The 24948-nt window shown below is 31.6% G+C and carries 26 protein-coding genes; 6 read left to right on the top strand and 20 right to left on the bottom strand.

Annotated features, from left to right (window positions below; genetic code table 11):
- Window positions 1-5: 5 nt before the first annotated feature.
- The 7 genes from rplW to rpsL form a co-directional block, all read right to left on the bottom strand.
- Window positions 6-296: a 50S ribosomal protein L23 gene (gene rplW, locus UEQ13_RS06315; RefSeq protein ID WP_329805512.1), complete on the bottom strand. Its 291-nt coding sequence runs from the start codon at window positions 294-296 to the stop codon at window positions 6-8.
- Between the two features lie 8 nt (window positions 297-304).
- Window positions 305-934 (bottom strand): 50S ribosomal protein L4, encoded by a 630-nt coding sequence (rplD, locus tag UEQ13_RS06310; protein WP_166125928.1) that lies wholly within the window; start codon window positions 932-934, stop codon window positions 305-307.
- Window positions 934-1551: a 50S ribosomal protein L3 gene (gene rplC, locus UEQ13_RS06305; protein WP_329805511.1), complete on the bottom strand. Its 618-nt coding sequence runs from the start codon at window positions 1549-1551 to the stop codon at window positions 934-936. The genes rplD and rplC overlap by 1 nt, the downstream gene beginning before the upstream one ends.
- A gap of 204 nt (window positions 1552-1755) precedes the next feature.
- Complete coding sequence (gene rpsJ, locus UEQ13_RS06300; protein WP_091314374.1) at window positions 1756-2061, bottom strand: 30S ribosomal protein S10; 306 nt, start codon at window positions 2059-2061, stop codon at window positions 1756-1758.
- 11 nt (window positions 2062-2072) lie between these two features.
- Entirely contained in the window at window positions 2073-4229 is a 2157-nt protein-coding gene (gene fusA, locus UEQ13_RS06295) for an elongation factor G (protein WP_329805510.1), read from the bottom strand.
- Window positions 4230-4239: 10 nt separating this feature from the next.
- Complete coding sequence (gene rpsG, locus UEQ13_RS06290; protein WP_329805509.1) at window positions 4240-4716, bottom strand: 30S ribosomal protein S7; 477 nt, start codon at window positions 4714-4716, stop codon at window positions 4240-4242.
- 25 nt (window positions 4717-4741) lie between these two features.
- The gene (gene rpsL, locus UEQ13_RS06285) at window positions 4742-5128 is read right to left on the bottom strand and encodes a 30S ribosomal protein S12 (protein ID WP_091314384.1); all 387 of its coding nucleotides are present in this window, start codon (window positions 5126-5128) and stop codon (window positions 4742-4744) included.
- 208 nt (window positions 5129-5336) lie between these two features.
- Here rpsL and UEQ13_RS06280 point away from each other — a divergent pair, with 208 nt between their 5' ends.
- Together UEQ13_RS06280 and rlmB are read left to right on the top strand one after the other, a co-directional pair.
- A complete protein-coding gene (locus UEQ13_RS06280) occupies window positions 5337-6992 on the top strand; it encodes a BamA/TamA family outer membrane protein (protein ID WP_329805508.1) in 1656 nt (551 codons plus the stop codon).
- A gap of 99 nt (window positions 6993-7091) precedes the next feature.
- Window positions 7092-7829 (top strand): 23S rRNA (guanosine(2251)-2'-O)-methyltransferase RlmB, encoded by a 738-nt coding sequence (gene rlmB / locus UEQ13_RS06275; protein WP_091314390.1) that lies wholly within the window; start codon window positions 7092-7094, stop codon window positions 7827-7829.
- A 68-nt stretch (window positions 7830-7897) separates the two neighbouring features.
- On the opposite strand, the gene UEQ13_RS06270 is transcribed toward rlmB, so the two are convergent.
- Both UEQ13_RS06270 and UEQ13_RS06265 read right to left on the bottom strand, forming a co-directional pair.
- Window positions 7898-8677 carry a rhomboid family intramembrane serine protease gene (locus UEQ13_RS06270; RefSeq protein ID WP_329805507.1) on the bottom strand — a complete coding sequence of 260 codons (780 nt, stop codon included), beginning with the start codon at window positions 8675-8677 and terminating at the stop codon, window positions 7898-7900.
- A 54-nt stretch (window positions 8678-8731) separates the two neighbouring features.
- Window positions 8732-9763 carry a hypothetical protein gene (locus UEQ13_RS06265; protein WP_329805506.1) on the bottom strand — a complete coding sequence of 344 codons (1032 nt, stop codon included), beginning with the start codon at window positions 9761-9763 and terminating at the stop codon, window positions 8732-8734.
- A gap of 20 nt (window positions 9764-9783) precedes the next feature.
- Here UEQ13_RS06265 and UEQ13_RS06260 point away from each other — a divergent pair, with 20 nt between their 5' ends.
- Window positions 9784-11061 (top strand): replication-associated recombination protein A, encoded by a 1278-nt coding sequence (locus tag UEQ13_RS06260; RefSeq protein WP_329805505.1) that lies wholly within the window; start codon window positions 9784-9786, stop codon window positions 11059-11061.
- Window positions 11062-11068: 7 nt separating this feature from the next.
- On the opposite strand, the gene UEQ13_RS06255 is transcribed toward UEQ13_RS06260, so the two are convergent.
- The 8 genes from UEQ13_RS06255 to radC form a co-directional block, all read right to left on the bottom strand.
- Window positions 11069-11704 (bottom strand): hypothetical protein, encoded by a 636-nt coding sequence (locus tag UEQ13_RS06255; protein ID WP_329805504.1) that lies wholly within the window; start codon window positions 11702-11704, stop codon window positions 11069-11071.
- A 26-nt stretch (window positions 11705-11730) separates the two neighbouring features.
- Window positions 11731-12435 (bottom strand): hypothetical protein, encoded by a 705-nt coding sequence (locus tag UEQ13_RS06250; RefSeq protein WP_329805503.1) that lies wholly within the window; start codon window positions 12433-12435, stop codon window positions 11731-11733.
- Window positions 12435-13121, bottom strand: coding sequence for a YjjG family noncanonical pyrimidine nucleotidase (locus UEQ13_RS06245; protein WP_329805502.1), 687 nt, complete (start codon window positions 13119-13121; stop codon window positions 12435-12437). Before UEQ13_RS06245 ends, UEQ13_RS06250 begins: the two co-directional genes overlap by 1 nt.
- Before the next feature lie 3 nt (window positions 13122-13124).
- Window positions 13125-13610: a hypothetical protein gene (locus tag UEQ13_RS06240; protein WP_329805501.1), complete on the bottom strand. Its 486-nt coding sequence runs from the start codon at window positions 13608-13610 to the stop codon at window positions 13125-13127.
- Window positions 13603-14856, bottom strand: coding sequence for an ABC transporter permease (locus UEQ13_RS06235; protein WP_329805500.1), 1254 nt, complete (start codon window positions 14854-14856; stop codon window positions 13603-13605). The genes UEQ13_RS06240 and UEQ13_RS06235 overlap by 8 nt, the downstream gene beginning before the upstream one ends.
- The gene (locus tag UEQ13_RS06230; RefSeq protein ID WP_329805499.1) at window positions 14853-15482 is read right to left on the bottom strand and encodes an ABC transporter ATP-binding protein; all 630 of its coding nucleotides are present in this window, start codon (window positions 15480-15482) and stop codon (window positions 14853-14855) included. The genes UEQ13_RS06235 and UEQ13_RS06230 overlap by 4 nt, the downstream gene beginning before the upstream one ends.
- 89 nt (window positions 15483-15571) lie before the next feature.
- Entirely contained in the window at window positions 15572-16042 is a 471-nt protein-coding gene (locus UEQ13_RS06225) for a hypothetical protein (RefSeq protein WP_329805498.1), read from the bottom strand.
- A 129-nt stretch (window positions 16043-16171) separates the two neighbouring features.
- Window positions 16172-16855 (bottom strand): RadC family protein, encoded by a 684-nt coding sequence (gene radC / locus UEQ13_RS06220; RefSeq protein WP_329805497.1) that lies wholly within the window; start codon window positions 16853-16855, stop codon window positions 16172-16174.
- Between the two features lie 116 nt (window positions 16856-16971).
- On the opposite strand from radC, the gene UEQ13_RS06215 reads away from it, so the two are divergent.
- The 3 genes from UEQ13_RS06215 (at window position 16972) to UEQ13_RS06205 (ending at window position 21526) form a co-directional block, all read left to right on the top strand.
- Window positions 16972-17709: an outer membrane lipoprotein-sorting protein gene (locus tag UEQ13_RS06215; protein WP_329805496.1), complete on the top strand. Its 738-nt coding sequence runs from the start codon at window positions 16972-16974 to the stop codon at window positions 17707-17709.
- Between the two features lies 1 nt (window position 17710).
- The gene (locus tag UEQ13_RS06210) at window positions 17711-20782 is read left to right on the top strand and encodes a WD40/YVTN/BNR-like repeat-containing protein (RefSeq protein WP_329805495.1); all 3072 of its coding nucleotides are present in this window, start codon (window positions 17711-17713) and stop codon (window positions 20780-20782) included.
- A gap of 93 nt (window positions 20783-20875) precedes the next feature.
- Window positions 20876-21526, top strand: a complete 651-nt coding sequence (locus UEQ13_RS06205; RefSeq protein ID WP_329805494.1) for a DUF1287 domain-containing protein — start codon at window positions 20876-20878, stop codon at window positions 21524-21526.
- A gap of 65 nt (window positions 21527-21591) precedes the next feature.
- On the opposite strand, the gene UEQ13_RS06200 is transcribed toward UEQ13_RS06205, so the two are convergent.
- From UEQ13_RS06200 to UEQ13_RS06190, 3 genes are all read right to left on the bottom strand, one after another.
- The gene (locus UEQ13_RS06200) at window positions 21592-22947 is read right to left on the bottom strand and encodes a UDP-N-acetylmuramate--L-alanine ligase (RefSeq protein WP_329805493.1); all 1356 of its coding nucleotides are present in this window, start codon (window positions 22945-22947) and stop codon (window positions 21592-21594) included.
- Window positions 22948-23011: 64 nt separating this feature from the next.
- Window positions 23012-23686 carry a tetratricopeptide repeat protein gene (locus UEQ13_RS06195; protein WP_329805492.1) on the bottom strand — a complete coding sequence of 225 codons (675 nt, stop codon included), beginning with the start codon at window positions 23684-23686 and terminating at the stop codon, window positions 23012-23014.
- 89 nt (window positions 23687-23775) lie between these two features.
- Window positions 23776-24921 carry an 8-amino-7-oxononanoate synthase gene (locus UEQ13_RS06190; RefSeq protein ID WP_329805491.1) on the bottom strand — a complete coding sequence of 382 codons (1146 nt, stop codon included), beginning with the start codon at window positions 24919-24921 and terminating at the stop codon, window positions 23776-23778.
- Window positions 24922-24948: the final 27 nt, after the last annotated feature.

Here is a 24948-nt window from a genome sequence, read left to right as displayed (position 1 = left end):
GTATATTAGATATTAGTATAAAAATCTATCGATTCTCCTTCTTTAACTTGAACAACTGCTTTTTTGTAAGCATTTGTTTTTCCACTGATTAATCCGCTTTTAGTGTATTTTACACTTCTATCAGCTCTATAGTTCATTGTTCTTACAGCAACAACAGTAATTCCAAATGCAGCTTCGATAGCTTTTTTGATTTGTACTTTGTTTGCAGTTTTTTCAACTATAAAACCAAAACGGTTAAAAACTTCACCATCTTTAGTTAACTTTTCAGTTACAATTGGCTTAATAATAACACTCATGATCTGAATTATTTACTTAAATTAGCTTCTATCGTTTCAATTGAACCTTCTAAAAGAACTAAACTTTTCGCATTTAAAATAGCGTAAGTACTTAATTCAGTAGAGTTTACAACTGAAGTCGTTTTTAAATTACGCGACGACAAATATACATTTTTATTTGCATCACCTAATATAAATAGAGATTTTTTGTTTTCTAACCCTAAAGAACTCAATACGTTAATGAATTTTTTAGTGTTTGGTGTTTCAAATGTAAAATCTTCAACAACAATAATATTTGATTCTTGAGCCTTTAAAGAGAAAGCTGATTTACGAGCTAATCTTTTTAAGTTTTTATTCAATTTGAATGAATAACTTCTCGGTCTTGGACCAAACACAGTACCACCACCTTTGAATAAAGGAGATTTTTTAGATCCTGCACGAGCAGTACCTGTACCTTTTTGTTTTTTAATTTTACGTGTACTACCTGCAACTTCTGCTCTTTCTTTAGCCTTGTGCGTTCCTTGTCTTTGATTAGCCAAGTATTGCTTTACATCTAAATAAACAGCATGTTTGTTAGGTTCAATAGCGAAAACTGTATCGTCAAGATTAACTTTACGACCTGTTTCTTTTCCTGTGATATCTAAAACTTTTACTTCCATTACTTCTGAATGATTACATAAGAGTTTTTGCACCCTGGTACACACCCTTTAATTACTAAAAGATTTTTATCAGCAACAACTTTCAATACTTTTAAGTTTTGAACCGTTACATTATCTCCACCCATTCTTCCTGCCATTCTCATTCCTTTGAATACTCTAGAAGGATAAGATGACGCTCCAACAGATCCTGGCGCTCTTAAACGGTTATGCTGACCGTGAGTGGCTTGACCAACCCCACCGAAACCATGACGTTTTACAACACCTTGAAATCCTTTACCTTTTGAAGTTCCACAAACGTCAACAAATTCACCTTCAGCGAATAAGTTTACATCAATTGAATCTCCTAACTTAAACTCCGCATCAAAACCTTGGAATTCAACAACTTTCTTCTTAGCAGCAGTTCCAGCTTTTTTGAAGTGACCTTCTTCAGCTTTAACTGTATGCTTTTCAGTTTTGTCATCGAAACCTAATTGAAGGGCTTCATACCCATCAACTTCGTTGGTTCTGACTTGGGTAACAACGCATGGCCCAGCCTCAATAACAGTACATGGAATGTTTTTTCCATTCTCGTCAAAGATGCTAGTCATACCGATTTTTCTTCCGATTAACCCAGACATAAATACATATTAATTAATTAAACATTGATTTTCAGCACACTTGCTGAATTTTTTCAAGGATGCAAATATATAAATATTTTATTGTTCTCAAAAATAAATGTTAACTTATTTTTAAAAACAACAAAAAAGGTATATTTTTTCCCTTGAGGATATAAAAAAACCGAGTAGTATTTCAACTCGGTTTTTATTTATTATGAAATAAAGTTATACTTTAATTTCTACTTCAACACCACTTGGTAATTCTAATTTCATTAACGCATCAATCGTTTTTGAAGAAGAACTATAAATATCTAGAAGTCTTTTGTATGACATTAATTCAAACTGCTCTCTAGATTTTTTGTTTACGTGTGGAGAACGTAATACTGTAAAAATTCTTTTGTGAGTTGGTAATGGAATTGGACCAGTTACAACAGCACCTGTACTTTTTACAGTTTTTACAATCTTTTCAGCAGACTTATCTACCAACATGTGATCGTAAGATTTCAATTTTATTCTGATTTTTTGACTCATTTTCTTAAGAATTAGGCGTTACCTTTTGCTTTTTTAATTACCGCTTCTGAAATATTAGCAGGTGTCTCAGCGTAGTGAGAGAACTCCATAGTTGAAGTCGCTCTTCCTGAAGACAATGTTCTTAATGTTGTTACATAACCGAACATTTCTGATAATGGCACGTCTGCTTTGATAGTTTTAGCTCCGTTTCTGTCACCCATGTCATTCACCTGACCTCTACGACGGTTAATATCACCAACGATATCTCCCATGTTTTCTTCTGGCGTAATAACTTCCATTTTCATGATAGGTTCTAAAACGATAGCTCCAGCAGCTTTTGCTACTTCTCTATAACCCATTCTCGCTGCTAATTCAAAAGAAAGAGCATCTGAATCGACTGGGTGGAAAGATCCGTCAGTTAAAGTTACTTTTAAACTATCTACTTGGTATCCTGCTAAAGGACCCGATTTCATAGCTTCACGGAAACCTTTTTCTACAGATGGAATATATTCCTTAGGAACGTTACCACCTTTTACTGCATTAATAAACTGTAATCCTACAGGAGCTTTACCGTCAACTAAATCAGCTGGCTCTAATGTAAATACGATATCACCGAATTTACCACGACCTCCAGATTGTTTCTTGTAAGTTTCTCTGTGCGTTGCAGATCTTGTAAATGCTTCTTTATATTCAACTTGAGGCTCACCTTGGTTTACTTCAACTTTGAATTCACGTTTCATTCTATCAACTAAGATATCTAAGTGAAGCTCACCCATACCTGAAATAATAGTTTGACCCGAAGCCTCATCAGTTCTAACTGTAAATGTTGGATCTTCTTCAGCTAATTTTGCTAAAGCCATACCCATTTTATCTACGTCAGCTTTTGTTTTAGGCTCAATTGCAATACCAATTACCGGCGCAGGGAATTTCATTGACTCAAGAATAATTGGGTGTTTTTCATCACACAACGTATCTCCAGTTTTGATATCTTTAAAACCAACTGCTGCTCCAATATCTCCAGCTTCGATATATTCGATTGGATTTTGCTTGTTAGCGTGCATTTGATAGATACGAGAAATTCTTTCTTTATTACCAGAACGAGTATTTAAAACATACGAACCTGCATCTAAACGACCAGAATAAGCACGGAAGAAAGCTAAACGACCTACGAATGGGTCAGTAGCAATTTTAAACGCTAAAGCAGCGAATGGCTCTTTAACATCTGGCTTACGCAATATTTTTGTTTGATCTTCTTCTAATAATTCAGCATCATCAGGATGAATTCCTTCAATACCTTCTTTATCCATTGGAGATGGTAAGTATTTACATACCGCATCTAACATGAATTGAACTCCTTTGTTTTTGAATGACGAACCAGCAATCATAGGAATGATAGCCATATCCATAACCGCAGCTCTTAATGCAATGTTGATTTCATCTTCAGTAATTGAATCCGGATCTTCCATGTATTTATCAAGCAAGTTCTCATCGTAATCAGCTACTGCTTCAATAAGGATATCTCTGTATTCTTTAACTTCTTCAAGCATATCAGCTGGAATATCAACAACTTCATAAGTTGCTCCCATTCCTGCATCATCCCAAACAATAGCTTGGTTTCTTACTAAGTCAACAACACCTTTGAAATCATTTTCTTCACCAATAGGCAAAGTAATTGCAACAGCGTTAGACTTTAACATATCTCTTACTTGCTGACATACCATCAAAAAGTTAGATCCTTGTCTGTCCATTTTGTTAACGAAACCGATACGTGGTACTCTATATTGATCTGCTAATCTCCAGTTAGTTTCAGATTGTGGCTCAACACCATCAACTGCACTAAATAAGAAAACTAAACCATCTAATACACGTAAAGATCTGTTTACTTCTACAGTAAAATCAACGTGTCCAGGAGTATCAATAATATTAAAGTGATAAGGCAATGATTCCGGCAACAATTTACCTTGTGTAGTTGGAAAATTCCACTCACAAGTTGTAGCTGCTGAAGTAATTGTAATACCTCTTTCTTGTTCTTGAGCCATCCAGTCCATTGTTGCAGCACCATCATGTACTTCACCAATTTTGTGTGACTTACCAGTATAGAATAATATACGCTCAGTTGTTGTTGTTTTACCAGCATCAATGTGAGCAGCAATTCCAATATTTCTTGTATATTTAAGTTCTCTTGCCATTTCTTAAGAATTAAAATCTAAAGTGAGAGAATGCTTTATTAGCATCTGCCATCTTGTGAGTATCCATTCTTTTCTTAACGGCAGCACCTTCTTCTTTTGCTGCTGCTAAAATCTCTGCAGCTAATTTACCAGCCATAGATTTTTCATTTCTTTTTCTTGTGTAAAGAATCAACCATTTAATTGCCATAGATACTTTTCTATCTGGGCGAATTTGCATAGGAATTTGAAATGTAGCTCCACCCACTCTACGTGAACGAACTTCTACGTGAGGCATAACGTTTGTTAATGCATCTTTCCAAATTTCTAATGAAGATTTCTCTGCATCTTGTTTTTTTGTTTCAACTATTTCTAAAGCATCATAAAATACTTTAAAAGCTACTGATTTTTTACCATCCCACATTAAGTTGTTTACGAAACGTGTTACCAACTGGTCGTTGAATTTTGGATCTGGCAAAAGGGGTCTTTTTTTGGCCGCTCTTTTTCTCATGTCTTTTCTTTAAAGTGTTAAATAATTACTTTTTAGCTGCTTCTTTAGGGCGTTTTGTACCGTATTTAGATCTACGTTGTGTTCTGTCTTTAACACCTGCTGTGTCTAAAGCACCACGCACAATGTGGTATCTAACTCCTGGTAAATCTTTTACCCTTCCACCTCTAACTAATACTATCGAGTGCTCTTGTAAATTATGCCCCTCTCCAGGAATGTATGCATTTACTTCGTTTCCGTTTGTTAAACGAACCCTAGCAACCTTTCTCATCGCTGAGTTTGGTTTTTTTGGAGTCGTTGTGTAAACACGAGTACATACACCTCTTCTTTGAGGACATGAATCTAAAGCCGCCGATTTACTCTTCTTAGTTATTTTGGTTCTTCCTGTTCTAACTAACTGCTGAATTGTTGGCATAATTAAATTTTAATTAAACTTGTTTATTGTTACCTTATTTTAAGGGATGCAAAGGTAGAAAATAATTTTTATTATCCAAACTCTATTATATTTATTTTTAATTTTCTAACTTTTTGATAACCAATTTATTGAAAACATCACCTAAGAAAGATAATTTTACTACCAAACATCAAAATAAATTCTAGAAAAATTACGTTATATTTGGACTATGAAATATTTATTTTTCTTAATTTTATTTTCACCATATATATATAGTCAGCAGTTTTATTTAAAAATTGAAGGGAATTCTTCAACTGAAAATAAAATTATTGACAGCATCGGCTATATCAAAACACATAAGGAAATTAAAAACCTATTAGAGTCTCAACAAAAATTCAATCAGAATTTAATAAAAATTGGTTATTTGGAAAACGAATTACTCGAAACCAAAAAAACCAATGATAGCAGTTTTACTTTTATATACAAATTAGGAAAACTAACTCGAAACATCGAAATTAAAACAGACAGCTTATCTAACGAAGTAAAAGAAATATTAAACTTACAATCTTCAGAAATTATTTTGCTTTCGAATACAGAATTTTACATCAACGAGAAATTGAATATTCTGGAGAAAAAAGGTTTTGCGCAATCTAAAATTAAATTAGACAACTTCAACACCTCTAATAACAAATTCCAAGCTGATTTAATTATCGAATTGAATCAAGTCAGAAAAATCAACAACTTAGTTTTTCAAGGCTACAGTCAATTTCCAATCGGAATTAAAAAAGTGTTTTTAAGAAAATACCAATCAAAACCTTTTAACAAAAACATTATTAAAAAAATTCATACTGATTTTAATTCTTTACCTTTTGTGACTCAAACTAAATATCCAGAAGTTTTACTTACAACTGATTCTACAAAAGTATATCTCTATTTAGAAAAAAGAAAAAACAACAGTTTTGACGGGTTTTTAGGTTTCGGAAACAATGACGAAACTCAGAAATTACAATTCAACGGATATTTAGATTTGAATTTATACAACAATTTAAATTCGGGAGAACGTTTCAATTTATATTGGAAAAATGACGGAAACAAACAAAGCACTTTTAATGTTAACTTAGACTTAGCTTATATTTTCAAAAGTCCAATAGCTTTAAAATCGAATTTAAAAATTTTTAAACAGGATACGATTTTTCAAAACAGTAGTTTCGATTTCGATTTGGGTTACATGATTAATTACAACACCAAAGTATTTATCGGATACAAAGACAATGTTTCAGAAGCCATACAAAAAATAGCAAGTTCCGATTTAAAAGATTTAAAATCCACTTTTAACACGGTTACATTTGAGCATAAAAAAATTGATTTTGACGATTCGCTATTTCCAGATAAATTCTCTATTTTTACGAAATTCGGAATCGGAAATAGAACAGCAAGTTCCATAAAAACCAATCAGTTTTTTGCGCAATTTCAACTTCAGCAACTGCTCGAACTCAATAAAAAAAACTACATTCATTTAAAAACCGGTACGTATTTTCTTCAAAGTACGAATTATTACACCAATGAATTGTACCGATTTGGCGGAATTCAATCCATAAGAGGTTTCAACGAAAACAGCCTACAAGGAAATATATTCAGCGGAATTTTTGCCGAATACAGATATGTAGCTTCTCCTAATTTATATTTTTATACAATCACTGATTATGGTTATTACCAAGATAAAGCCAACAACAGCAAAGATCAACTTTACGGATTAGGTTTCGGATTAGGATTATTAAGCAATGGCGGCTTATTTAATTTAGTGTATGCAAATGGAAACACAGGAAGTCAAACCATAAAACTTTCTAATTCTATTGTACAAATTAGTTTTAAGACCTATTTCTAAAGAGCAAAGTAAAAAGCAAAAAGAACCAAGTTTGAACAAAGTAAAACAACTTTATTATTTTATTTTTTACTTGACCTTTAATATTATATCTTTGCAGCTATGAAAAACGACAATCAGATTTTTGGAATTAGAGCCATTATTGAAGCTATACATTCAGGCGCAGTTATAGACAAAGTATTTATTCAGAAAGAAGCTCAGGGCGACTTAATGAAAGATTTAATGAAAGCTATAAAAGCGAATAATGTCAATTTTAGTTATGTTCCGGTTGAAAAACTGAATCGTTTTACTTCTTTAAATCACCAAGGAGCGGTGGCAACTATTTCGCCAATTGCTTTTCACGATTTAGATACTTTAATTGAACAAACTTTAGAAAGTGGCAAAACACCTTTATTCTTAGTTTTAGATCAATTGTCTGATGCTAGAAATTTTGGTGCGATTATCAGAACGGCAGAATGTGTTGGCGTGAACGGAATTATTGTTCAAAAACAAGGTTCTGCTCCAGTAAATGGCGACACAGTTAAAACTAGTGCAGGTGCTGTTTTCAATATTCCAATTTGCAAAGTGGACCATATTAAAGACGCTGTTTTTCATTTACAAAGTTGCGATATAAAAACTGTAGCAGCGACAGAAAAAACAGAACACACTATTTACGATATCGACTTTAAAGTTCCTGTAGCGATTATTATGGGTAACGAAGAACGCGGTGTAAACCCATCGGTTTTAAAAGTAGTTGATGAAAAAGCGAAATTACCTATGTACGGAACTATTGAATCTTTAAATGTTTCTGTAGCTTGTGGTGCTTTTTTATATGAAGTAGTGAGACAAAGACTTTTATAATATATAGAGAACTTTATTTACTTATATGACTTATATGGTTGAAATTTCAATTGTATAAGTCTTTTTTTTTACTTCATTTTCAAAAACTCATAAATTACTTTTACTGAAGATTTAAAATACGAATCGACTTCCGTTTCTTCAACAACTTCAGGTTCGGGTTTTGGCGGATTGATGAAATTACCATGTTCATCAAATTGTTTAAAGAAAGGTTTGTCCGATGGATCAAAATCTGGATGCTCCCAATCGTAAAAAATAGGTTTTTCAAATTGTGGCGTTTTTATAAAAACTCCCATCGTTAAACCTGTTACAAATCCAGCAAAATGTCCTTCCCATGAAACATTTCCCTTTAAGGTTTCTGCATTGGGAAACATATACCAAATGATTCCACCATACAATAATACAATAGTTAAAGACAAAGCGACTAATCGGTAATATTTGGATAAAATTCCTTTGAAGAAAATAAAACTTACTAAACAATACACCAAACTACTTGCACCAATATGATAGGAATTTCTTCCGATTAGCCACGTTCCTATTCCGGAAAACAAAATTCCTAAAAACAAGACTTCCCAAAACTGTTGACGGTAAAAATACTTCAACGCCATTACCAAAAAGAAAATTGGAATAGAATTATTGAGTAAATGTTTAAAACTTCCGTGAATGAAAATATGCAATGGAACTCCTCGTAAACCTTTAAATGTTTTAGGTAAGATTCCGAACTCATGCATCTCTGGAAAATAATGTAAACCTACATAATAAGAAACCCACATTGCCATTACAAAAAGCAAAGGAAAAAGAAGTACCGAAGCAGAAAAATAAAAATTTTTATCTATTGAAGATTTTATCATACAGCATAAAAGTCAAAAATGAAGCCAAAGTAAAAGGTATGTAATTTTGGCAGTTTATCTACAATTCCAAAAACCCCAAAAAAGTTTAAATCCAATTTCTTTTTCTTTTTTTTCTTTTATTTTATCTAAATCATAAGAACAGATAAATAATTCTCTTCTTATTTTATTAATTCTTTTTATATCTAAATTCGAAGGATAAGGACAAAATATATTGTTTTTGTAATATCCATTTAAATCATTTTTATCAGAAAAATTAACTCTGTAAGTATTGTCGTGGATTAAAGCAACGTCTCTAGGGTGTATATTCCCTTTTTTGATTTGTTCTAACCAAATATATTTTAATTTTTTATAGCTATCAAAATTATGTATCAATGTAGTTATAATTAGTTCTTCCGATAAGCATTCTTCATCTAAAACAAAATATTTCCTCAATAAGGAATCATGCTTAATTCTATTATGAAAATCAATTTTGGAGGATTTAATTTCCCTGAAAACTGTGGAATCAGCAATCCCTATTATTTTTTCTCCAGGATAACCATATTTTGAAATGAATTTCTGAATCTCTACTACTGATTTGGATTGTTTAATTTTATAATTTTTGTTCGATAAATATTTGTCTTTTTGATCTTGAATTCCAATTTTATATACCCAATCAATTTTTTCAGCATTTAACTTAGATAAATATATTTTCCTTTTCTCTACATACAATTTACTTAATCCTTTATCACTTTCTAAATTTGAAATAATAGGTTTGAAAATTTCAATCGATTTCAAATGACTAAGTTTTAAACCAAACTCAAATCCTTTCTCAATATATTTTTTATACGGTAATTTAGAATAATAAGCTAACTGACTTGCGTTTACAAGGTCTTTTAAGAAAATAAAATCATACGCTGAAAAAGCTTTGTCATAATAGTAAAATGTACTATCAGTATTATTATCAATAAAATAAAATTTCTCTGCTTTATTTATATAGGTATGATAAATACGGTAATCTTTTTCAACTTGTGAAAAAAGAGAAAAGGACAAGCAAAAAACAAAAAGTGTTGATAAAAATCTCATATTATTATAACCAATAAAAATCAAATTTATTGTATTTTTACATCATGACAACACCTTTAGCAGAAAGAATTCGCCCGAAAACATTATCGGAATACATAAGTCAATCTCATTTGGTTGGCGAAAACGGCTCGTTAACCCAACAAATTGCGAAAGGAATTATTCCGAGTTTAATTTTATGGGGGCCACCTGGAACAGGCAAAACTACTTTGGCACAAATTATGGCACAAGAAAGTAAACGTCCGTTTTACGAGTTGAGTGCGATTAATTCTGGCGTAAAAGACATTCGTGATGTCATTGAAAAAGCCAAACAAAGTGGTGGATTATTCACCGCTAAAAACCCAATTTTATTTATTGATGAGATTCACAGATTTAGTAAATCACAACAAGATTCACTTTTAGCAGCTGTAGAAAAAGGTTGGGTTACACTTATTGGAGCTACAACTGAAAATCCGAGTTTTGAAGTCATTCCTGCACTTTTGTCAAGATGTCAGGTTTATGTTTTAAATGCGTTTACGAAAGAAGATTTAGAAAACATTTTACATCGAGCAATAGCATCTGACGATTATTTGAAAAGTAAAAAAATAGACTTAAAAGAAACCGAAGCTTTATTACGATTATCTGGTGGTGATGGAAGAAAATTGCTAAACGTTTTCGAATTAGTTGTCAATGCAACTGAAAGTGATGAAATTGTAATTACGAATGAAAAAGTAATGCAATTGGTTCAGAAAAATACCGTATTGTATGATAAAACAGGTGAACAACATTATGATATTGTTTCAGCATTCATAAAATCAATTCGTGGAAGTGATCCGAATGGCGCGGTGTATTGGTTAGCTCGAATGATTGAAGGTGGCGAAGATGTAAAATTCATTGCGCGTAGAATGTTAATTTTATCAAGTGAAGATATTGGAAATGCGAATCCAACCGCATTTATCATGGCAAACAATGTCTTTCAAGCCGTAAGCACAATCGGTTATCCAGAAAGCCGAATCATTTTGAGTCAATGTGCAATTTATTTAGCGACCTCAGCAAAAAGCAATGCTAGTTATATGGCTATTGGAAAAGCGCAACAAGTAGTCAAACAAACTGGAGATTTACCTGTTCCAATTCATTTAAGAAATGCGCCTACAAAATTAATGAAGGAATTAGGCTACGGTGAAGAATACAAATATTCGCACGATTTTGCGAATAATTTTGCCGAACAAGAATTTCTACCAACTGACATTTCAGAAACCACCTTTTTTGAACCTGGTGAAAATGCTAGAGAAAGAGAAATTCGACAGTTTTTAAAAAACAGATGGAAAAATAAATATGGGTATTAGTTAGAAATTAACTTAAAAAATATTTATTGTACATACTTTTAAATTGAAAGAAAACCATCAAGAAATAAAGAATAATAACTAAATAATATTTTTTAAACTTTTCTTTCCAAAATAGCCAATCAATAAAATTATCATTTTGCTCATTTAGAGAAGAATAACCACATTTAAATATATGAGGAATAATATTAATCTGTTTAGAAGTCGACCTTATTGGTTTAGGATTAGCGACAAAAATATCATCCTTATAAGGAACATAAAATCCTGCTTTTTGAATGGCTAAAACATCTAAAACTCTGATAAATGTAGCATAATCAGAATTTGGACCAAAATGGAATTTCACACCTCTTATTGAGTCTTTAGATAAAGTAATTCCCTTTATTTTAATTGCTGCTTTATCAATTTTTTTTAAATCAATTACGCTATCGCCGTTTAAATTAACGGTTGTATATTTTTTTGAGTTTAAAAATTTGGTTAGACCTTTATTTCCGAGATCGTCTTCTTTTCCATCCCAAATTTGAATATCTATTGAACAACAATTCGTAAAAGCTTCATTATTCTTTGAATTTAGCACACATAAAATTGGCAACAATATGATGCTAATAAAACCAGCAGAATAATAAATTTTACTTTTATGTTTTCTCATTGAATTAGAACAAAATTAAATAAAACCTAAAACAAATATTCTTCAACCATATATCTATCATCTAGATAATATTCAAAAACACCTTTGTTTCCATTTAATGTAAAAACTCCATTAGCGTCTTCTTTAAAAGCAATAAACACGTTAGAATTTTTAGTTTTCTTTAAATTTAAGAGTACAAAACCTTCACTATTTCTAATTTCAGTAATATGAAATCCGTTAAAAACATCTTCCTTTTTACAATTTAAAAACGTTTTAAATTCAGATAAAATAGGTGTTTCAGCTAAAACTGGTTTTACTTCAATAACTTCTTTCTTTTGAATTACAGCTGGTTTGTATTTTTTTAATTCAGGACTTAACAATTTAATAGCTTCCATAAAACCTAATTGCATGTCTTTCTCTTTACTTTTGACTTCAGCTGTTTCAAACAATAAATTATTATGACAGTCTTTAATTTGAAATTTCAATTTCGTTGAAAACACATTGCTATTATCAACCAAAACACCTGTTAATGCGTTGCATCTGTTTTGGGCAATTTCCATAGGCAAAACGGCATCATCAAAATAAACTTCATAATTATTAGAAACCAAAATAGCTTTCAACATGTTGTTAATATTGTAAGAGTTTTTCTCTCTTTGAAAGTCGAAATTATTTGAAATAAGAATAGCTTGTTTTTTTTGAGCAAATGATACAACAGAAAACAACGCAAGTAATAAAACTAAAAACTTCTTCATTATAAAATATTTTTTAATTGGATTAATTTTTGAATTTGAATAATTTGATTATGAGAGACCGCTTCATTTTCTGGATTAAAATAAACCGCCTTCATTCCGAAATTCATCGCACCTAAAACATCAGCTTCTATACTATCGCCAATCATGATACTTTGATTTTTGGAAGCATTGGCTAAAGATAAAGCATACTGAAAAATATTCTCGTGTGGTTTTTTATGACCTGCTAATTCAGAATTAGTAATGGTTACAAAATACTTTTCTAAATTACTTTTTTGCAATTTCACTTCTTGTACGAATGAAAATCCGTTGGTAATAATATGTAATTCGTAATTATCTTTTAAATAGTCTAAGGTTTCAATTGTACCTTCAATCAAATGATTATTCGAAGTTAAATACTCAATAAACAAATGAGAAATGGCATTAATCTCTTCTAAAGTAACTTCGAAATTAATCGCTTCAAAAGCATCTTTTAATCGATTCACACGAAGTGCTTCTTGATCAATTTCGTTTCTTTCATACAACTTCCAATACGCCACATTTATCGGATTATAAACATCCATGAATTGTTGCGTATCGATTGAAAACTTTAATTCTTGAAATATTTTTTCAAACGCTAAGGCTGAGTTTTTCTCAAAATCCCAAAGTGTGTGATCTAAATCGAAAAATATGTGTTTAATTTCGTCCAAGATTTATTTTCCTTTAACAATTTCTGCATTATCACAATTATAAATCCAATCTTCCACATCGTTTTCATTCGGACGAAAAGTTCCTTTTATGGTTAAATAGGTATCCGTTTTAAGTTTCGGAGTTGCACCTTTAAACTTAATTCCCATAATAGTTTCTGGTCCTGATTTTCCACAGAAAAAACAAGAAGCGAATACGTTTTTACTCAACGCATAATTTTTATTATCAATTGGCACAATAAAACCACTCATTACAATAGTTTTTTTCGCTAATTTTTTCAATTTCGTATTAATCATTGGAAAATCAACTTCGCCGTACGACGCGTGCTTTTTCTTCATATATTTAATTTCACCTAACATTTTCCAGGTTAAAGTATCCGCAGAAACAAATCTTTTTGAAGATTTAAAAGTTGCTACTTCGCTTTGATTTTGAAAACTAAACAAGAAAACGCCTAAGAATAAGGCCATCATTATTTTTACTGAATTACGCATTTGCTAATGTTTTTGATATGTTTAATGTATATGCTTTTATCGCAGGTATACCCGCTGCAATTAATCCGACTAACATGGTTAAACCGAATAAAAGCCCTTCTTTTTCCCAAATGATTTCCATGGGATTAAATCCTAATTTAAAATCTGATTCTGATGCTTTCGACAATAGAACTATTCCTACTCTACCCAAAATTGTGCCAAATAAATAGCCCACTACACATAGTAAGATACTTTCGTATAAAACAACTAAAAGCAATTGATGTCTTTTGGCGCCGTTCACTCGCATTAATGCAAATTCCGCTTTTCTTTCTTTTAATGTATTGAATAAAGCAATGAAAATTGAAATTCCAGAAATTAACATAATTCCGAAAGCTAAATATTTCAACGCATTCAATCCTACTCCAAACATATCGAATAATCTGTTCATTTGATAGGTTGGTAAAGCCGCTTGCATTTTAGTATTTTGTGCAATTAAGTTGGGCCACATAAACACACCCATTTTATTTTTAAACTCAATTAAAACCGATGTGATTTCCATATTTGGCTCATCAATTGTCATATCCGATTCGTGTTCATCATGTACATGACCTTCTTCGCCATGAGCTGGATTTTCGGCAACTTCTTCATGACCACCTTCATGATGCATTTGCCAAACCGTTGGAATATTCGATAAAATTAAATTATCAATAACTTTTCCAGTTTTTGAAGCAATTCCTACTATAATATATTCTACGTGATCGTGTACTTCTCCTTCTGCGGCACTTCCGTGCGTTCCTTTAAAAGTATCGCCTCTTTTTAAATTCAATTTTTCGGCTACGTCTGCTCCAACAACCACTTCGAAATTGTGTTCAAACACTTTTCCATCAGCTATTGTAGCTTGATATTTTTCTAAGTAATCTGGTGTAGTTCCAACAATTTTAAAACCTACATAATTATCACCATACGCTAATGGAATAGCTTTTTTCACGTACGGATGTTTCATCCAAACTTTTACAGAATCGTAACTAATATTTCCTGTGGGATCATCTACTTGATATACTGAAGACAACACTAATTGCAAAGGACTACCTTGTGCACCTAAAACCAAATCCACACCATCTAAATTGCTTTGGTATTTTTCTTCGAATTGTTTTTCGACTAAAATTAAAACCGTTATTATCGCTACTGAAGCTGTTAATAACAAAATACTTAAAATGGTATTTAAAGGCTTAAACCAAATGTTTTTCCATGCTAACTTTCCGATCATACCATTGTAATTTGATTGGTGAATTTTTCTTTAATACGACTATCGTGAGTGACAATAATTAAAGCCGTTTTATATTCTTTTGATAAGGTTTCCAATAACTCTATAACATTGTCTGCATTTTTATCATCTAAACTTGAAGTTGGTTCATCTGCTAATAACACCTTAGGCTCATTCATTAAAGCACGAGCGATAGAAACTCGCTGTTGTTGCCCAACACTTAACTGACTTGGCAATTTGTGAGCTTGTTCAGCAATATCTAATTTTTGTAATAATTCTTTAGCTCTAATTTTGTGCTTTTTTCCAGTGGCCAACCAACTTGCCATTTCTAAATTCTCCAAAACAGAAAGCGAAGCAATAAAGTGTGATTTCTGAAAAACTACTCCGATATTTTTCCCTCTAAACTTGTCTGCTTTGCTTCCTTTTAAATGTGTGATTTCTTTATTATCGATTACAATTTCTCCAGAATTAGGCTTTAATAATCCGGCTAAAATGTGTAAATAGGTAGTTTTTCCTTTTCCAGAATTACCGGTAACTAAAATTGTACTTCCAGGCTGACAGAATAAATCGGGCATAATGAAAGTTTGGTCTTTGTTATAAGAAAACGTTATGTTTTTTGTGCTTATCATTTCTCTTTATATTATGTTGCAAGATAACAATAATGAAGAAGATTGAAAATCTATTAACAAAATTTTTAAATTTCTAAAATGGAGCACAATTAGAATTCATAATCCTCTACTTGTAATCCTTTTTCTTCATCATGATAAATCGCTAACGAACCATCAATAAAATCGAAATGAATGAAATTTTCGTTTCTGTTTTCGTAATCAACAACTGTGTTTACGGACAATAAAGGCGTTTTTATTTTATCTTTCCAAATCGTAGCTTGGCTAACATCAATTCTTTTTAAAGAAAGTACATCTTGAAATTTGGCAGCCAACGCTTTTTGTTCGTCTTCAAAATTGTAGTTTGTTAAAACAACATAACCATTATCTTCTTCATTAATTTTGAAAAAATAGGTGCTAGTTTTATCAAAAACGATTTCAATAGTATCTACAAAAACGAACTTTTCTTCTGGATTAACCAAATTAATCCAAAAATGATAAAATATTGAAGTGATGTTTTGATGCTTTTTTATTTGAGAAACCAATTCTAAATCTTGATTGGTAAATTGATATAATTCGTTCATTGTGTTAACTGTAAATTTATTTTGCAAAAATACGTTTTCTATTCTTAATTAATTATTAAATAGGTACACAGATTTTTATGATTTTCTGCAATATTTCTTAGTCTAATTAAAACTATGTGTCTATGTGTTTTAAAAAATCCCAGCATCTCTAAAACTTAAATATCCAAACTCTGTAATAATTACATGATCTTGCACAATAATATCTAAAGTTTGACCCGCTAATTTTACTTTTTTTGTTAAAAATAAATCAGACTCACTTGCTTGTAATTTTCCTGAAGGATGATTGTGACATAAAATTATGGCGGTAGCATGATATTCAAAAGCGGTTTTAAAAACCATTCTATTGTCTACAACAGTTCCTGTAATTCCGCCTTTACTGATTTGCGATTTATGAATCACTTTATTTGAATTATTTAGATACAATACCCAAAATTCTTCGTGAGGCAATTCACCAATTATAGGTTGCATGATTTCGAACGTTTTTTTACTTGAAGTAATTTGAGTTAATTCTGTGGCGTCTTCTATTCTTCTTCTTCGACCCAATTCTAATGCCGCAACGATTGAGATAGCTTTCGCTTCACCAATGCCTTTAAATTGTGTCAATTGATTAATAGACAATTTACTCAATTGATTGAGATTATTATTAGAAGAAGCTAAAATTCGCTGACACAATTGCACAGCACTTTCATTTCTGGAACCGGAGCCAATTAATATCGCTAATAATTCGGAATCGGATAAGGTAGATTTTCCTTTAACTTGTAGTTTTTCTCGTGGACGATCATCTTCGGCCCACTGATTAATTGGCGTGTACATAAAATTTATTTTGGCGTTTATAAAAACAAAGTAATAAAATTATAATTAATCTTCCAAATTCTGCAACTTTATTAAAAGAATTAATACTTATTTAACAAACCTTTAAAAAAAATAAAATGAGAACTTTAAAAAATTTATTTATGTTAACTGTAATTTTATTTACAAGTTTAACTGCTTCTGCTCAAACAGCTGATGAAATTATTAACAAATATTTTGAAAACATTGGTGGTAAAGAAAAATTATCAAAAATCAATGGTTGCAAAATGAACATAGTTACCAACTACAATGGAATGGAAATTCCTGTAGAAATTTTCAATGATAAAACGGGAAAAATGTATGTGAAAATTAATTTTCAAGGAAAAGAAATTACACAATTAGCATTTGATGGAAAAACAGGATGGAGTACTAATTTCATGACTATGAAAGCCGAAAAATTAGATTCTGAAACTACTGAAAATATGATATCTCAAATTAACGATTTCCCAGATCCGTTTTACAACTATAAAGAAAAAGGATATAAAGCGGAATTACTTGGTAAAGAAACTAAAGAAGGAACAGAGTGTTTTAAAATCAAACTAACTAAAACACCAATTACTGTAGCTGGAAAAAAAGAAGATAACGTTGTTTTCTACTATTTTGACACTGAAAACTTTGTACCAATCATGACAGAAGCTGAAGTAAAAGAAGGTCCAGCTAAAGGGCAAATGTCTACAAGTACAATGGGAGATTATCAAGAAGTTGATGGAATATTTTTCCCATTCACTATGAATCAAGGCGGACAAGCAATGACAGTAAAAAGCATTGTAATCAACCCACCTGTAGACGCAAAAGCATTTGAAATGAAAGCAGAATAATATGAAAAAGTCATTATTATTCTCTATAATTTCATTAGGTGTATTTACTTCAAATGCACAAGAAATAACCTTAAAAGGAAAAGAACTTTTCGGAGATTTAGAAGCAAGACAAATTGGTCCAGCCTTAATGAGTGGCCGTGTTTCTGATTTAGCCATTCATCCTAAAAACAATCAAATTATCTTTTTAGGAGCAGCTGGTGGTGGAATTTGGAAAAGTTCAGATGGCGGTGCTTCTTTCGTACCTGTTTTCGATAAACATATTCAATCTATTGGAACTATTACTTTCGATCCAAACAATCCAGATAATGTAATTTGGGCTGGAACTGGTGAAACTTGGACAAGAAACAGTGTTTCTGTTGGTGATGGAATTTACAAATCTACCGATGGTGGTTTGAACTGGACCAATATGGGTTTACCAAAATCGGATAGAATTTCTTCAATTATTGTTGACCCAAGAGATTCAAACAATGTTTGGGTCGGTGTTTTAGGTGCGCTTTGGGGAGATAGTGAAGAAAGAGGAATCTACAATTCAAAAGATGGTGGAAAAACTTGGAATAAAATTCATTATGTTGACAATAAAACAGGTTGTTCCGATTTAGTAATCGATCCAACTAATCCAAATGTAATGTATGCTAGTTTTTGGGAATTTAGAAGAACCGGTTGGTCCTTTAATTCTGGAGGAAACTTCTCTTCTTTATTAAAAACTACAGATGGTGGAAAAACGTGGAACAAAATTCACAATGGTTTTCCAGCAGGACAGTTAGGAAGAATTGCCATTGCAGTAGCACCTTCAAACGCCAATATTTTATATTCAGTAATTGAATGCGAAAAAGACAGCGAAAAAGGATTATATAAATCGGAAGACGGTGGGAAATCGTGGAAACATTTAAATAGTGATTTCGCTTTAGTGGTTCGTCCGTTTTACTTTTCAAGAATTACAATCGATCCAAAAAACCCAGATATTGTTTACAAAGGCGGATTAAATGGTTCTATTTCTCGTGATGGCGGAAAAACATTTAGAAACTTAGGTGCGATGCATTCTGATATTCACGATATTCTTGTCGACCCAATTGACACCAACCGAATTTATGTGGCTACCGATGGTGGAATGTACAGAAGTTGGAATAATGGAAGTACTTTGGACATTGTGAAAAACTTACCTATTTCTCAATATTATCATATTACTTTAGACACAGAAGAACCGTATAATATTTATGGTGGCTTACAAGATAATGGTTCTTGGTACGGCCCAAGTAAAAGTGACGGCGGAATTGAAGCTAGAGACTGGAACAGCGTTGGTTACGGAGATAGATTTAGAGTTTTAAAACATCCAACTAAGAAAATTATTTACAGTGAAATGCAAGGTGCCGAAAATATTTGGCGTTATAATTTAGAAACGAAAGAATTAAAAACGATTCAGCCTTTACAAGAAAAAGGCGTGGTAAAATTACGTTTCAACTGGAATACGCCTATTGTTACAGGTTTACATAATCCGGATAGAATTTATGCAGGAAGTCAATTCGTACACGTTTCTGATGATATGGGTGCGAGTTGGAAAATTATTTCTCCAGATTTAACAACGAATGACAAACTAAAAATGAATCAAGAAAATTCTGGTGGTTTGTCTAAAGATAATTCTGGTGCGGAAAATCATTGTACATTATTTACCATTGCAGAATCGCCTTTGAGCAAAGATATTATTTGGGCTGGTGCCGATGATGGAAATGTTCAAATCACTCAAGATAGTGGAAAAACTTGGAAAAATGTAACCGCAAACATTGTAGGTTTACCAAAAAACACATGGTGTTATCATATCGAAGCCAGTAATTTCGCAAAAGGAAGTGCGTACGCCGTTTTTGAAGGACATACTAAAAACGACATGAACACCTATGTTTACAAAACTACTGATTTTGGAACCACTTGGGCTTCAATTGTAACAAAAGACATTGATGGTTTTGCACGTTGTATTCAAGAAGATTATGTTAATGAAAATTTATTATTCTTAGGTACAGAAAAAGGTTTATACATCACGGTTGATGGTGGTAAAAACTGGTCGAAATTTGAAAACAATATGCCTGCTGTTGCCGTTATGCATTTGGATTTACACAAGAAAACTAATGATTTAGTAATGGCGACTCATGGTAGAGGTGTTATTATTCTTGATGATGTTAGTATTTTAAGACAAGTAACTAATGAGATAATCGCTTCTGATGTATATTTCTTTAAAACCAAACCATTTACAAAAGTAGAAAATTCTTCATTTGGAAGTACGGCTTCTGAGTTAGAATTTGTGGGTGCGAATCCAAGCACTTCTGCACAAATTGTATATTATCTAAAAAAGAGAAATACGTTTGGTAAAATGGAAATGGAAATTCAAGATATGAATGGAAATAAAATTGTGAATTTACCTGTGAGCAATCAAAAAGGGATAAATATTGTTTCTTGGGATTTTAATGAAAAAGGACCGAAAGTGGCAACAGGGAAAACGTTAGATTATAGCGGCTTCACTACTCCACTTGTTCCAGCTGGAAAATACAAAGCCGTTTTAACTAAAGGTAAAGATAAATTTACACATGAATTTGAAGTGTTAAATGATCCGAAAAGTCCAATTACAGCAGCTTCAAGAACAGAACAAAGAACTACTACTAAAATGCTTTTCGATAAAGTACAAAGTTTAGCTTATATGGTTTATGAAATAGACGAAATGATCAAGCTTAATGGTGAAATTGCTACTATAGACAAAAGTTTTTTAAAAACAGCCGATAAAATAAACGCAGAACTTAACAAATTAAAAAACAATATGGTAGTAACTACTGGTGATAATTATGTGGGTGCTGCAGAAAAGCGATTAAGAGAGAAATTAGGAGCCATTTATGCTTCTGTGGCGAGTCAGTATGATGCGCCTTCTCCATCGCAAAAAGCCAATATCGAATCGATAATGGAAATATATAACAAAGCGGAAGTTGAATTTAAAAGATTAGAAAAAACACATTTCTCTAAAATTTTAGAAAAAGCTAAAAAAACGAATCCAGAATATAAATTGAAGTCATTTGATGAATTTATTGCGGGATAGTTTTTAAACCGAAATAACTTAAAAGGCCAATTTTTATTGGTCTTTTTTTATACTAAAAATTGAGAAATTACGTTACAATTGAAATCTCTTTTTATGAATTATATTTTTATTTTTGTCTTCTTCTTAAGTTTTACTTCTTGTAAAAAACAAGAATCACTTTCTGATAAAACAATTTTGATTTCTGAAAAGCAAGAAATTGTTCCAATTGAAAACCCGAATTCTTTTGCTGAAAAACTTTCAAATGCGGCCATTTCAATTATTGATAAAAATGTGATTTACACACCTGATTATGTGAAGTTAAAATATCCAAATGGTGATGTTCCTGCAAAAACTGGTGTTTGTACGGATGTAATAATTCGTGCTTATAGAAAATTGAATATTGATTTACAAAAAGAAGTGCACGAAGATATGGTAGCGAATTTTACTAAATACCCAAATTTAGAAAAATGGGGTTTGAAAACTACAGATAAAAATATTGATCACAGAAGAGTTCCAAATTTGGAAATTTTCTTTGGTAGAAAAGGAAAAACATTACCAATTACACAAAATGCAAGTGATTACAAAACAGGAGAAATTGTCACTTGGATGATTAATGATAAATTACCACATATCGGAATTGTCACTCATTTAAAATCGGAAGATGGAAAACGCAATTTAATTTTCCACAATGTGGGTGGCGGACAAGCTTTAGAAGATTGCTTGTTTAGCTATACGATTGTTGGGCATTTTCAATATGGAATATAAAAACAAACCCTCCAAGAATTTTGAACTCTTGGAGGGTTTTATATATTATCACATTGACAAATCGGCTAATTGATTAATTGGCTAACTTCATCAAAGTTCAATCCTCCATAATTACCAGAACTCATTAAAAGTAAAGCGGAATTATTAAAATCTTGCGCAAACAAATATTCCTTAAATTCTGTTGGATTGGTATAAATAACTAAATCTTTTCTGTTGAATGATTGTGCGATTTGTTCGTAAGACACTTCATCTAATTGTTTAATTTTAACCGCATCTGGCGAATAAAAAACTACAGCAACATCTGCTGCGTCTAATGCACCTTCGTATTCTTTTAAAAATTCGGCATTTAAACTACTATACGTATGCAATTCTAAACAGGCAATTAATTTTCTATCTGGATATTGAGCTTTCACTGCTTTTGTAGTCGCCGAAACTTTACTTGGTGAATGTGCAAAATCTTTGTAAGCTACTTTATTACTGCTTTCTGCAATTTTCTCTAAACGTTTACTTGCACCTTTGAAACTAGCAATTGCTTCATAAAAATCGACTTCATCTACGCCCATGCATTGGCAAATCCATTTCGCACCAGCTAAATTATTTAAATTGTGTGCTCCAAAAACTTCAATTGGCATTGGTCCTTCTGGAGTGTCTAATAAAGTGGTTCCATTTTCCACTGAATAACTTGGTGTTTGATAGGCAATTTTACGAATTGGATTCGTAGTTTCTTCAGCCACTTGCTTAACCGTTGGATCTTCTTCATTATAGACTAAAATACCGCCATTTGTAATTTGCGATGTAAAAATACTAAATTGTTCTACATAGTTTTCAAACGTTGGAAACACGTTAATATGATCCCAAGCAATTCCTGAAAGCAAAGCAATATTCGGCTGATACAAATGGAATTTTGGTCTTCTGTCCATTGGAGAAGATAAATATTCGTCACCTTCTAAAACTATAAAATCGTTAGTTTCTGTCAAATGAACCATCGTATCGAAACCTTCTAATTGCGCACCAACCATATAATCTACTTCAATATTATGATAATGCATAACATGTAAAATCATAGAAGTGATGGTTGTTTTTCCGTGAGAACCACCTATAACAACTCGTGTTTTATTTTTAGATTGTTCGTATAAAAATTCTGGATACGAATAGATTTTTAAACCTAATTCTTGTGCTTTTAGTAATTCTGGATTATCTGCTTTGGCGTGCATTCCTAAAATAATAGCTTCAATATCTGAAGTGATTTTTTCTGGAAACCAACCCATTTCAACAGGTAATAATCCTTTCTTTTCTAGTCGAGATTTTGAGGGTTCAAAAATAGCATCGTCACTACCTGTAACTTGATATCCTTTGTTGTGTAAGGCTAATGCTAAATTGTGCATGGCTGCTCCGCCAATAGCTATGAAATGTGTACGCATTTGAAAATTCCAATTTTTAAAATTCTAAATTCCAATGGTTTTTTTTTTGGAATTCGAATAATTATTACTTTTTTAAATTTAGTGCTTTTACTTTGTCTTTTAATTTATTCAAATATAAATCGTAAAGTTTGGCATAAGTAGTTGCCGACTTCCCTATTTGATGTGCTTTTAGTAAATGAACTTCGGCAACTTTGTATCTTTTATAATATACATCTATATACCCTTTGGCTAAATAACCGTCCACTTTGGAAATGGCTAAAAGTTCATCTGCATATTTAGTGGCTTTTTTTTCACTTCCACCAATAATTCCTGGTAATTCAATATATAAAATTACTAAAGCCCAACGCGTTTCAACGTGTTTTTTATCTAAAGTTGCTGCCGTAAGAAAAGCGGCTTCAATTTCATCTATCATTCCTAAAGCTTTGAATTTATTGACAGACTTAGCTTTCATTCCCATAGCGCCACCGTATTTAAACCAATAATTAGCGTTATTTGGATTTGAAATTTTAAGCTTTTTATAATATTCAATGGCTTCATCCCATTTTTTAGAACTTCCCGCAATATCACCTAAATATTCAATAGTTTTTTGATGCTGAGGAACTGATTTTAAATAACTTTCAAACAAGCCTTTGGCTTCTGTATATTTTTTTTCTTTAAATAGCTTTTCTGCCTTTTCAAACAAAGACTGAGAAAAAATGCATTGGGAAAAAAGTATAAAAAAGAAAATTATTTTTTTCATGAGCTGAAATTATGGTCAAAAATAAGAAAACAATTAGTATATTTCAACAAAAAATCTGAGTCAATTTCTCGATTCAGATTTTAAAACTATTATTTAAAAGGATGCCTTTGTTGCCAAACCGTTTCTGGTTCTAAGTTTTTAAATATTTTTCCTAAAAACTTGTTAACTAATTTATTTCTATGGTAAATGAAACCCGACATCATTACAGGCGTTGCTCCTATGGAACTTTTGATTTCTAATGCGGTTCTTCCGAAAATGATTTTTTTAAATTGATGTGTAATTCCAAATTCTGTCATGTTGTATAACATATTCAAATACAACATTTTTTCTTTTTGAACTTGGTCATCATATCCTAAGAAATACGTTTCTAAAACCGTATCGTTTAATAAAACCGAATGAAATCCAATAAGTTTATCTTCCAAAAAATAACCGAATATTTTAAAACCATTTCCACATTCTTTTTTAAATGTAGAGAAATGATTTTCGGCTAAGAAGAAAGTATTAAAAGGTGCGTTTTTAGCTACGTGATGATATAATTCATTGATTCTTGTTTCGTGAAAAACAACCTCATCAACATCTAATTCTTTAACTAAAATACCTTCAAATTTTTTATGTGCTCTTTTATATTGGTCTCTGTATTTTTTTGAAAACGAATTGTAATAATCCTCCTTCAAAAGCCAAGTCGATGGTAATTCAAAAATCATGTTAGGCTGTGTATTGAATTCGTACACATTCGTAAAAGCATGATTTTTAAATTCAGTAGCGCAATCTTGATAAAAATCTTTAAAGGAAACCAAATGAATTTTAATCCCTTTTCGTTTAAAATACGCAACTAATTCCTGAGAACTTTGCATCAAAACATCACTTACTTCTTGAAAACTGATTTCTGTATTGAAAGTGAAACTATTTTGTCCGGTAATCATATTGTTTCCAATAAACAAAGTGTGTGAAGCAAAATTTCGGAAAATAAAATTACGAATATGGGTTTTGAAACAACTGTCTCTTTCGCCAAAAGATTCCAATTTATTCAAATCTAAATATTGAGCTAAAGAAACGCCGATTAATTCTGTATTTTCATAAAAACCAATATAAAAGCATTGCATATTAGTTGGTGCAGAAAGCTCCAAAACCTTTAAATACGGCAATTGCAGAAAATGATTGGCAGAAGCTACTGCATTCCAATTTTCTGGTAAGTCGTTAATCGTCTCAAATATATTTATAGTAATTTTTCTCAAAAGATATAAAAAGGCATAAAAAAGTCC

It is taken from the genome of Flavobacterium facile (genome assembly GCF_036321945.1).
GTDB lineage: Bacteria > Bacteroidota > Bacteroidia > Flavobacteriales > Flavobacteriaceae > Flavobacterium > Flavobacterium facile.
Note: the sequence above shows the minus strand (reverse complement) of the source record. Positions and strands in the feature narration are given on the sequence as shown.